Below are 10,537 nucleotides of genomic sequence, written 5' to 3'. Positions count from 1 at the left end.
CTAGCGCAAGTAAATTGGCCAGTTGTATGATATTCTTGATTTATAGGGAATCTAATACCAGAATAAAAACTCCTTAGATTCCTTTGAAGTGAGTATCAGACCAGCCTCATCAGTTATTGGTGACGGCATAACGTTAATCGAAGTGGAGCAAAACCGCCTAAAAATCGGTTTTTCGTTTGGCGAAGCTGTTGCCATAGCGTAGGCTGGACTGATTTTTTTATGTATCTTATTTGCAGCGAAAATAATGCTTGTCTTGCTGTGATGAAGTAAAAATTTCTCATTCACCTGACGTATCTGTGGAAGTTTTTTGAATTTTTTGTGACAGGATTGGAACTAATTTTTAGCACCCTTGTTGTATCTCGCATCCCGCTAATATTTACTGCCATATCTGTAAGAAGCTGTTTAACTTATAGCAAACAACTGCAATGTTTATAGTGCTGAATAGACGGCTAATGTCCACTATCTAACAGCATCAATGCAGTCACAAACTGGATAGTAAATACTTTCAATAACTACAACTCCAATTTGATTCAATACTCTGCTTGATTACACCATAATCTTGGAGCCGAATCAATAAGTCTGCGCCATTACTGAGGTTTTTATGCGGAAAATCGCTATTTATGGAAGAGGGGGAGTTGGCAAATCCACAACGACTCAAAACGTAGTCGCTGGACTGACTGATATGGATCGTAAGGTGATGGTTGTAGGGTGTGACTCGAAAGCAGACTCCACTCGGCTTCTTTTGGGGGGATTCCACCAGAAGATTGTACTCGACACGTTGCGTAAAGAAGAAGATGATGATTTGAATCTAGAAGACTTCCGCCAGGTGGGATGGGGGAAGACGCTGTGTGTCGAATCGGGTGGGCCGGAACCTGGTGTAGGATGTGCAGGTAGAGGCATTCTGACATCAATTGGGTTGCTGGAACAACTTGGTGCTTATGATGATGCAGCTAGACTTGATTATACATTTTATGATGGTCTGGGTGACGTGGTATGCGGTGGATTTGTCATGCCCATTCGTGAACGCAAAGCTCAAGAAGTTTACATCATCACTTCTGGGGAAATTATGGCAATGTATACGGTCAATAACATCTGCCGAAGTATTCAAAAGTATGCGCCCATAGGCGGTATACGTCTAGGAGGATTGATCTGCAATTCTCGCAAAGTTGATGAGGAAGATGATTTGATCAAAGCTCTGGCAGAGAAACTAGGGACTCAAATGATCTACTCCATACCCAGAGACAATATGGTGCAGCAAGCAGAGTTCCACCGCAAGACGGTGATAGAGTATGCTCCTGAGTCTGAACAGGCGCAGCACTATCGCAACTTGGCAATGGCAATTGACCAGAATACAGATTTTGTCACTCCGAAATCTATGTCTAACGATCGCCTAGAGGAACTGCTGGTACAGTTTGGGTTGTTTAGCCATCTACAAACATTAGGTATCACCCCAAGCTCCACAAGGGTTGCAGATTCATTTTCGGAGATGCCTCTTGAATAGGACGATGCAGTAGGGGTTATCCCTCATACAAAGTGTCTGGAGCAATTGGCAATCTCTGACTCGAAAAAGCAGAAAAAACTGCGTAAACTTCTTAACACCATTTGAGAAATCGGCGTTCTGAACCACGCCAAAATTCGTCTACCTCATTGAAGGAGGAGAACTCATTATGTTGACCGAAGAGGTTTTAGTCCAAAAATTTATCACCATAGCTCAGGGGCGCTGTCCCAAAGTCGGTGAATTGCTCGAGTACTGCCACGTCGAACTCGTAAACTCTTACTGGGGCTACCCCCCGAAACTTATACAACATTTTGTCGTATATTATCCTAATATGCTGTTTGCCTCAGTCAATGCCTACCAAGACATTTTCCGAGGCGTTGCCCAAGATTTGGGGATATTGGACGCTGTTTGCATAAACGCTACACGGATTATCCGCGATCGCTCCTCAAGGTTGAAGGAAAAGAACCCGATCTTATGGTTGGAGCTCCAGTGGGTGGCGGTACCAACTAAAAAAGGCGATTGGCATTTAGATCAGGATTTACCGTACTCAGACTAAGTTTTCTCTTGGTAACGTAGGTATCGCCTTGGTTAGCAGATGATCAAAAGGCGATGCCGAGTGCGATGCCTACGGCGGCAAGCTACGCTAAAAAGTATCCAAAAATGCAAGTATTTTAGCGATATGTATGCTATGCTTGCAGCAAAGAAGTGAAATTGTCAAAACATCAATATGTCTGACAACAAAAACGGCAAACACTAGAAAACCTTGCTATTGACCCAACAAATTTAAGTTTGTCTGCTGCGGCTTTTTCTAACGGAGAGATACAGCCTCATGAAACTGGATGTGAATCTTTGCAACAACCTGAAGTCAATTAGAACTCGCTTGGGCATGAGTCAGCAAGAATTAGCTAATATAGCTGGCGTAACTCGTCAGAGTATTGGTGGTGTGGAATTAGGACAATATGCTCCTTCTGTTGCTATGTCACTACGTTTAGCCAAGGCGCTTGGCTGCCAAGTCGAGGACTTATTCTGGTTTGAGGAAGATTTACCAGAAGTTGGGGCAATTCTTGCGGGATCAGTCCCTAAGCAACAGCAATCACGAGTTAGTCTAGCGCGGGTTGGAAATCAATGGATAGCTTATCCTCTCGTTGGCAACGATGCTTTTCGGATCGAAATGATTCCAGCTGATGGTGAGACGCTTGCAGCGATCTACCCTGATGCTAGGGAATCTGTAAGGGTGGAAGAGTTACCCAGCATCAGTAAATTGCCATTAGGGTCAGAAGTAGCTAGTAATGCGGAGGGTGAAGCACAGACCCAAAACGGTACAAATAAAGTTCTGGTTCGGATTCTGGATGATATAGACAAACTGCACAATACAGTTGTGATTGCTGGTTGTACACCTGTGCTTTCCCTCTTGGCAAGAGCAACTGAACGTTGGCATCCGCAACTGCGAATTCATTATCGTTTCGCCCACAGCAAGGCTGCATTGCTTAGTCTGTGCCGAGGTGAAGTTCATATTGCAGGAATGCACTTATACGATCCCAAAACTAGAGAACATAACACCCCCTTTGTGCGGGAAGCCTTAACAGGTAAGAGTGCCGTTTTGATTACCCTTGGAGTTTGGGAAGAAGGTTTGTTAGTCCCAGCAGGAAACCCAAGGGGGATTAAAACAGTTTCCGACTTAGTAGAATTTGCAGCAACTATTGTCACCCATGAAGCGGGTTCTGGCGGTCAGATGCTTTTAGAACGGAAACTCCAAGAAGAAGGAGTGCCATTTCCGACTATGAAAGGATTTACTCATATCGTCCACAGCCATCAAGATGTTGCCTTATCTGTACTCTCAGGAATCGCTGATGCAGGGATCAGTACGGCATCTATAGCTGCTGCCTTTGGGTTAGGATTTATCCCCCTACATCAAGCACGATATGACTTGGTGATTATTAAAGAATACTTGGAAGAAGAACCAGTAAAACAGTTCCTCAGTATCTTGGGACATCAGGTAGTGCGATCGCAATTAGAGATTCTCGGCGGCTATGACATCAGCAAGATTGGGGAAATTGTAGCAAATATTTAATAATTCGTAATTCGTAATTCGTAATTCGTAATTATTACCCTATGGCTAAGAAATATGTCTTTTAGTTTCCACAACTCAAGTTAGCTGCTCTGTCTTTCAATTACGAATTCCTCAAGCAAATCAAAATCACCCAACAAGTTAGCTGCAAAATGAATCATCACTTCACTATGAACAAACATCCAGTTCAGATTAACGATACAACCTTGCGAGATGGTGAACAAGCGGCGGGTGTAGCCTTTAACGTTGAAGAAAAAATTGCGATCGCTACTTTTCTTGATGCTATTGGTGTTCCAGAACTGGAAATTGGCGTTCCGGCAATGGGGCAAGAAGAAGCAGAATCAATTCGAGCGATCGCTAATCTGGGATTAAATGCCCAATTACTTGGTTGGAACCGTGCTAAATTGTCGGATATTCAGGCATCTATAGATTGTGGTTTGGAACGGGTGCATATTTCCGTTCCCGTCTCAGAAATTCAGATTGCCGCCAAGTTTGGGGGTAAGCAGCAGGTAATGCTGGATCTGCTGCGGGATGCGATTAATTTCGCTTGCGATCGCGGTTTATCTGTATCTGTTGGCGGAGAAGATTCTTCCAGAGCCGATCCATCTTTTCTATTGGATGTGGCGTATTATGCTCAAGAGTTGGGAGCTTTCCGGTTTCGCTTCTGTGACACTGTAGGAATTCTCGACCCTCTGAACACTTACAGCAAAGTTCGCTCCCTTGTGCATCATCTATTCATTCCCATAGAAATGCACACGCATAATGATTTTGGACTGGCAATGGCGAACTCGCTAGCTGGTATTGAAGCAGGAGCGCTATCAGTTAACACTACGGTAAACGGGATTGGCGAACGCGCAGGTAATGCGGCGCTGGAAGAAATGGTGATGGCACTGAAACACCTCTACGGCATTCCAACGGGTATTAATACAAAACGGCTGCTGGAACTCTCACGGTTAGTTGCGAAAGCTGCCAATTGGCCGGTTCCTCCCTGGAAAGCGATCGTGGGTGAAAATACTTTTGCACACGAGTCGGGCATTCATGCTCATGGTGTGTTGCAAAATCCCGGTACTTACGAACCGTTTGCGCCGGAAGATGTTGGTTGGGAACGTCGCCTTGTTGTAGGCAAACATTCCGGTCGGCATCTAATCGTCAGTGTGCTGCAAGAACATGGAATCATACTCAGTCAGCCAGAAATTCAATCAGTGCTGGATGCTGTAAAGCATGAGTCAGTAAAAGTTAAGCGCAGTCTCACGGTTGAAGAACTCCTGAGTTTTGTTCCCCAAAGGTGAACTTAATGGGGAATGGGGAGTAGGGAAGGTTAAGAATGCATAACAATTCCGTCTCTGTTAGCGATCGCAGTTATTGTACCAACTGCTAGAATATTACCAATTATGTTGGTAATAGCTATGCCGAGAAAAGAGCAAGGATGGATCACTTTTCAATTGTCTCCAGAAGAACGGCAATTTCTAGAGCAGTACTGCAAGCGGTTCCAACGCACTAAGACTGATGTTTTGCGCTCCCTGTTGCGTAGTCTCCAAGCACAATTACTCAAACAACAGGGGAAGCAGTTTGATTCTGGGGAAGTTGATCTTGACTTATTTTGAGCAGTGGTGAAGAACCGCTATCGATAAAGCGAGTTGTCTTGCACCTAAACAAATTTGCAATGGGGTTGATAATCCCTCTGAAATCGGCAAAAAGCGTTCAAGTTGAAAAGTTGAGTATGACAAATCCTACAAAATTATTGCGATCGCGGCGCTCGGGGACTGGGTACTGGGTAATGGGGACTGGGTACTGGGCAAGAAAATATGAATCAGATTTGCTTGGGATCTAAATTCCCATCTAAATCTTCCTAGTCCCTAGTCCCTAGTTCAATACCACTTGATATCCAGGGTAATCAGGATTGGTTAATTTTAGTAAAGCATTTTTTTCTACCATGCTTAATTTTGATTCCATTCGTGCCACAGCAATGCAAAAAGTCCCATACAATTGGGCTTTGATCAAAAACCTGCTTTCACCAGAAGCAAGCTTAGAACTAACTGCGAGTTTTCCCCACGAAGAGTTTCGCCTGTCGGAGGGAGAGGGATACGGATACTCTTGGGGAAAGATGCTTGCAACTAGCGAGGATATTTCCTTGATGCTCAAATCTGGCGATAATCGCTGGCGAGAGCGGATGGCACAAGGCAGACTTACTTATGATTTGAGACACCTCAGTAAAGTTTGGCGACAGTTGATAGAAGGACTGTGGACAGATTCTTACCGCAAAACTTTAGCCGAAATGTCTGGGTTGGAACTAAAAGACTGTGTAATGGATATTGGATTTCGCCGATATAACTCAGGACACTTGCATCACCCTCATACAGACGAGCCGAACAAAGTTTTAACTCATCTGCTATTTTTCAATCAACAATGGTCTGTAGACTGGGGAGGCTGTTTGCGAATTCTCAAAGACTCCCAGCCGGAATCTGTCTTTCAAGATATTCTACCCCTTAGTGATTCCTCAGTTGCGATCGCACGTTCTGACAATTCTTGGCATGCGGTAACTCCGCTTAATTGCCCTGCATCTAAGTCTCGGCTAGCCTTACGAGTTGCTTTTTTTCGGAACGATCGCCTAACTTCAGATTTCGGAGAAAACCAGCTAGCTGCGTAGCAATCAAACAATTTTGGATTTTAGACTTTCCTGCGGAACGCTACGCGTAGCTTGCTTCCCCGGAGGGGTACGGCTACGCTCAGTCGAACGATTTGCAATTTTGGATTGAAAGAAACCACAAGAGTACTTGGCCAAAAAACTTTTTTAATCCAAAATCCAAAATCCAAAATCTAAAATTGGCACGGTCAAGTATTTTCTCTCTACTTTTGTCAGAAAATCAGCCTCCTGATTTTCTGGTTCTTCCTTTTCTTCGTTGTTTCTCGTCGTTGGTAATCCCTCTGAAATCGTAAAAAAGTGTTCAGGTTCAAAAGCTGACTATGACTAATCCTACAGAACTACTGCGATCGCGCTACGGTGAGATTCCCTTCAATTACGAAATTGACTGGAACGATTCTCTAGAAACACTACTAGCTCACCGTTCAGTTCGGTCTTATCTATCTGACCCCTTACCACCAGGAACCCTGGAGTGGATAGTTGCTGCTGCTCAATCTGCTCCTAGTTCAGCTAATATGCAAACCTGGAGTGTGGTAGCGATTGAAGATCAAGAACGCAAAACAGAATTATGCAAGCTGGCTAATAACCAAGCAGCAATTAACCAGGCTCCTGTATTTTTGGTTTGGTTAGCAGATTTAGGTCGTCTGGCTCATATTGCTGATTCTCGCGGACTACCTCATGTTGCTCTGGATTACACAGAACTGTTGGTTAAAGCAATAGTCGATGCTTCAGTTGCAGCCCAAAATGCGACTGTAGCTGCTGAATCTATTGGTTTGGGAACGGTATATATGGGCGCAATCCGCAAAAGCACGCAAGAGGTTGCAACACTACTAAATTTGCCACCTTTCGTGTTCCCCATATTTGGGTTGTGTGTGGGCTATCCCAATCCTGAAGTACAGCCTGCTATTAAGCCGCGTCTACCCCAGTCAGCTGTATTCCACCGGGAAACCTATAAATTAGCAGAGCAAGATGATGCGATCGCTCACTATAACGATATCATGAAAGAATTCTACACTGAACAAAAGATGAATGTCGCTGTTGATTGGTCGCAACACTCAGCCGAGCGAATCGCCACTTTAGACTATTTAAAAGGGTGCAAGTACTTGCGTAAAACTCTCAATAACTTCGGCTTTAAATTGCTTTGAAGAAGGATAACGATTGTTTCGCTAGCAACGCCGACTCGCTACTACTTCGCTAAAGACTGAAAACTCTACACCCAGTCTCAAAAGATTATTTCGATGCGTAAATCTGAAAAATAAATAGTCAATCTAGGCATAGGTTGGGTTTCGTCCCTCAACTCAACACCCAAAAACCTTGTCAATGTTAGGTTTCACTTCCCTACGGGACACTGTTCCCGTTCGTTCAACCCAACCTACAATTATTTTTCTTACGCCCGGTGACGAAATTACGTGATTGCGAGTGTAGCAATTTCAAACCCTAGTTTTACGTTTTCAGTGCGTAAGTCCTAAAATAGACTCGCTAACTTGTCAGATATAGCAATTCTCCTGCTTGAAACCTTTGTACAAATTTGGGGAATCTGAAGGCATTTAAGCAGTCAACAGGCGAACAATTTAATGGGTATTCCAGCAAGCTTTATCTTTCAAAAAAGGGCTGACCTGTAAGAATCGCTCTTTGACTGAGAATTGCTGATCAAAAATGTAGAATTAACCCGCGAAACCAAAGGAGCTTAAAACAATGAATAATCTATCTACCAAAGACCTCAACAAACTACGCTCTCAAAGCAAAATAATTGTTAATCGAGTGGAGATTTTCATAGAAACTTACTTATCAGAAACCTCCCTTGATGAGAATCTGATTAACGAAACATTAGGAGAGATCATCAAGGCTACGAATAACTTAACAACCGCAGCATCCAAGATGAAAACTGCCGAAACTGCACATAACCTAAACGGTTAAAAATCGTTTAATAGGGCTGAGTTTAACCCCACAGCTAAATAATAGGGATTGAATGCAGTCCGTTAGCGGTAGCGGGGCGTTTAGCCCGTGCTGAGTAATCGATTCAAGATACTCAGCACTATTTCAATTATGGAAATAAATGAATCTAGACTGTTAGAAAATACGATGCTAAAAGGGCTAACTTTAAACTTAAATAACTGGTTAGAAAGAAATACAATTGTACGTAACCTGGAGTTTTTTCAAGACTTTATTATCATTTCTCTCTGCCTTGGTTTATTCTGTGTGATGCTTATCCGACTAGGAGATATGTTCTTCTCCTTTTTGAGTCCATTAGATTTACGGCAAGTAACATCTGATATCCTGTTCATTTTGATTTTGGTAGAGTTATTCCGTCTGTTAATTGATCATATACAACAACAACGGACATCCGTGGCAGCAGCAGTAGAGATTACTATGGTTTCTGCTTTAAGAGAAGTAATTTTACGCGGTGTTCTTGAAATTCCCCGTGACCAAATTTTTGGAATCGCAGTATTTTTAGTAGTATTAGCGGGAATTCTTGTGGCTTTACCTTGGGTATCTAACTTTTTTGAACAGGTCAGAATTCCTCACACTGAAACAAAAGAAAAAACGCAATTATTGGCTGATAATCCTCTAGTTTATGATGAATTGTAATCAGAAATACTGTTTGAAAATTAGTTAGCGATCGCAAGTAATTTTGCTAGATGTATGATATTCTTTATATATGGAGATGGAAAATCAAAAACACAAAAATCCTCAAAAAATAAGGCATACTTAAAAGCCAGCAATTTTAATTATGACCTTGAGCTATGCACAATTTATCTTAAAGGTGTAGTTTTTGTATCTCGCTAGCTCATAACCGTAGAAATGAGTTTGATTCAGTCAAACATCTCCGGTAAGCCTTTAGCGAAGAATAAACGCTTTCAGATGAGCTATGCAGCGTTAAGTGCATTTTCAGTATTTTTCCACTCAAGCTCCTGTTTCTTGCCTATCAACCTTCAATAGCACTGCAACATTGGGCGTAATAAGGGACTTCCAAATCAAAAAATATCCCAAAACTGACGCAAAAATCCTCTCTATTTCTCCTCTCTCTGTGTTCTCTGTCTTGAAAAGTTCAGATGCCCTTCGGCGCAGGCTCAGGGTAAGACCTGCGGCGGGCTGCACCAAGGCCGGAAGCCGATGCTCCGACTTTTCGCTGTGTCTGAAGTGGTTAGTTTATTTGGATAATTTATTTCTTGAAAGTCCCTAATGTCGAAAGTTATCTGCTGGGGCTTATACTTATCAAAATGAAGCGAACTTGTATAAATAATTCTCATCATGAGAACTACTGCTGTTATTTGGACAGATTTTAAGTCCAACCTAAGTCATTGTAGAAGTCAAAAGGTTGTGACTGTTAAAGATTAGAAGTTAGTTTGTCGCTACTAAATATTAACTTCTAGCTAATAGAACAATTGGAATGCAATGCTTGATTACTTTACCTCTTTGAACGACCACAATTTACCCTACCCAGATACAATTCATCCCATCATTGTCCACTTCGTAATTGCGATGGTGTTGTTTGCCTTTGCCTGCGATGTAGTTGGTTATTTCACTGGTAATGCTCGTCTTTTTGAGGTCAGTTGGTGGAATATGTGTGTCGCTGCGATCGCCATCTTTGTGGCCGTTATCTTTGGTCAGTTTGAAGCTGGTTTGGCAAGACCTTATGATGCTGTTAAGGCAGTGTTGAATCTGCATACACTGATTGGTTGGTCACTTTCGGGAATGATCACCGCGATTACGGCTTGGCGTTATGTAATTCGTACACGCAACCCTGACAAATTACCGATTCATTACATGGTAGTGGGGCTATTTTTAACCCTAATACTTGGCTTGCAAGTATATCTCGGAGATGAACTTGTTTGGATATATGGACTACACACAGTGCCAGTTGTTGAAGCAGTAAAAAATGCTATTTTGCCATGAACTCGGAACTAATTGACCAATTAAGTAGACAACTAGGTAGCAACGGACTGCCTTACAGCATTCCTATTCATCCCAACTTAGTCCATCTCACCTTGGGTTTGTTCATCATTGGGATGACCTTCGATATCGTTGGTGTGCTGTTTCCCTTAGAAATATGGGTCTTCAAATATTTTGCGATTACTGTCAAACGTGCCAACTTCTTTGATGTTGGCTGGTACAACATGGTCGCTTCCAGCATCATCACTTTTTTCACCGTGGGGGCAGGCTTTTACGAAATGCTTTTAGCAGCACCACCTACTGATGTCAAGAGTGCTTGGGGATTACAGGCAATGCAAACCATGATTTGGCATGGTGTAGGTGGCATCTTTTTATTAGCATTGATTGTTGGCATGACCATCTGGAGAGGATGGCAGCGCTTCGTTTGGGGCAAACA

General features: G+C 42.8%; 10 protein-coding genes and 2 pseudogenes. 11 read left to right on the top strand and 1 reads right to left on the bottom strand.

Annotation, left to right across the window (positions count from 1 at the left end; translation table 11 throughout):
* Nucleotides 1–281: 281 nt before the first annotated feature.
* A pseudogene (locus tag HWQ38_RS40335) lies at nucleotides 282–395 on the bottom strand (IS1-like element transposase); the annotation flags it as partial.
* 206 nt (nucleotides 396–601) lie between these two features.
* Here HWQ38_RS40335 and nifH point away from each other — a divergent pair.
* The 11 genes and pseudogenes from nifH to HWQ38_RS03755 all read left to right on the top strand — a co-directional run.
* Nucleotides 602–1,501 carry a nitrogenase iron protein gene (gene nifH / locus HWQ38_RS03805; protein WP_366933227.1) on the top strand — a complete coding sequence of 300 codons (900 nt, stop codon included), beginning with the start codon at nucleotides 602–604 and terminating at the stop codon, nucleotides 1,499–1,501.
* A gap of 166 nt (nucleotides 1,502–1,667) precedes the next feature.
* Complete coding sequence (locus HWQ38_RS03800) at nucleotides 1,668–2,054, top strand: hypothetical protein (RefSeq protein ID WP_292790141.1); 387 nt, start codon at nucleotides 1,668–1,670, stop codon at nucleotides 2,052–2,054.
* Nucleotides 2,055–2,327: 273 nt separating this feature from the next.
* Complete coding sequence (locus HWQ38_RS03795; protein ID WP_292790139.1) at nucleotides 2,328–3,569, top strand: substrate-binding domain-containing protein; 1,242 nt, start codon at nucleotides 2,328–2,330, stop codon at nucleotides 3,567–3,569.
* A gap of 167 nt (nucleotides 3,570–3,736) precedes the next feature.
* Complete coding sequence (gene nifV / locus HWQ38_RS03790) at nucleotides 3,737–4,855, top strand: homocitrate synthase (protein ID WP_292790137.1); 1,119 nt, start codon at nucleotides 3,737–3,739, stop codon at nucleotides 4,853–4,855.
* Nucleotides 4,856–4,972: 117 nt separating this feature from the next.
* Nucleotides 4,973–5,101: pseudogene (locus HWQ38_RS03785) on the top strand (CopG family transcriptional regulator); the annotation flags it as partial.
* A gap of 398 nt (nucleotides 5,102–5,499) precedes the next feature.
* Entirely contained in the window at nucleotides 5,500–6,213 is a 714-nt protein-coding gene (locus HWQ38_RS03780; RefSeq protein WP_292790135.1) for a 2OG-Fe(II) oxygenase, read from the top strand.
* A 317-nt stretch (nucleotides 6,214–6,530) separates the two neighbouring features.
* Nucleotides 6,531–7,352 (top strand): NADPH-dependent oxidoreductase, encoded by an 822-nt coding sequence (locus HWQ38_RS03775; protein ID WP_292790133.1) that lies wholly within the window; start codon nucleotides 6,531–6,533, stop codon nucleotides 7,350–7,352.
* Nucleotides 7,353–7,902: 550 nt separating this feature from the next.
* On the top strand, nucleotides 7,903–8,124 hold the full coding sequence (locus HWQ38_RS03770) for a hypothetical protein (RefSeq protein ID WP_292790131.1): 222 nt from the start codon (nucleotides 7,903–7,905) through the stop codon (nucleotides 8,122–8,124).
* 165 nt (nucleotides 8,125–8,289) lie between these two features.
* Nucleotides 8,290–8,796 (top strand): phosphate-starvation-inducible PsiE family protein, encoded by a 507-nt coding sequence (locus tag HWQ38_RS03765; protein ID WP_292790143.1) that lies wholly within the window; start codon nucleotides 8,290–8,292, stop codon nucleotides 8,794–8,796.
* 807 nt (nucleotides 8,797–9,603) lie between these two features.
* On the top strand, nucleotides 9,604–10,104 hold the full coding sequence (locus tag HWQ38_RS03760; protein ID WP_292790129.1) for a DUF2231 domain-containing protein: 501 nt from the start codon (nucleotides 9,604–9,606) through the stop codon (nucleotides 10,102–10,104).
* On the top strand, nucleotides 10,101–10,537 hold a 437-nt coding region (locus HWQ38_RS03755; RefSeq protein WP_292790128.1), incomplete at its 3' end, for a DUF2231 domain-containing protein. The genes HWQ38_RS03760 and HWQ38_RS03755, both read left to right, overlap by 4 nt.

The sequence above is a fragment of the Nostoc sp. NMS7 genome (assembly GCF_017115085.1).
In the GTDB taxonomy this organism is placed as follows: domain Bacteria; phylum Cyanobacteriota; class Cyanobacteriia; order Cyanobacteriales; family Nostocaceae; genus Nostoc.
Note: the sequence above shows the minus strand (reverse complement) of the source record. Positions and strands in the feature narration are given on the sequence as shown.

Coding starts and splice junctions, on each gene's coding strand:
- HWQ38_RS03770 (WP_292790131.1), top strand. CDS start 7,903: ATGAATAATCTATCTACCAAAGACCTCAACAAACTACGCTCTCAAAGC.
- HWQ38_RS03765 (WP_292790143.1), top strand. CDS start 8,290: ATGCTAAAAGGGCTAACTTTAAACTTAAATAACTGGTTAGAAAGAAAT.
- nifV (WP_292790137.1), top strand. CDS start 3,737: ATGAACAAACATCCAGTTCAGATTAACGATACAACCTTGCGAGATGGT.
- HWQ38_RS03780 (WP_292790135.1), top strand. CDS start 5,500: ATGCTTAATTTTGATTCCATTCGTGCCACAGCAATGCAAAAAGTCCCA.
- HWQ38_RS03775 (WP_292790133.1), top strand. CDS start 6,531: ATGACTAATCCTACAGAACTACTGCGATCGCGCTACGGTGAGATTCCC.
- HWQ38_RS03800 (WP_292790141.1), top strand. CDS start 1,668: ATGTTGACCGAAGAGGTTTTAGTCCAAAAATTTATCACCATAGCTCAG.
- nifH (WP_366933227.1), top strand. CDS start 602: ATGCGGAAAATCGCTATTTATGGAAGAGGGGGAGTTGGCAAATCCACA.
- HWQ38_RS03760 (WP_292790129.1), top strand. CDS start 9,604: ATGCTTGATTACTTTACCTCTTTGAACGACCACAATTTACCCTACCCA.
- HWQ38_RS03795 (WP_292790139.1), top strand. CDS start 2,328: ATGAAACTGGATGTGAATCTTTGCAACAACCTGAAGTCAATTAGAACT.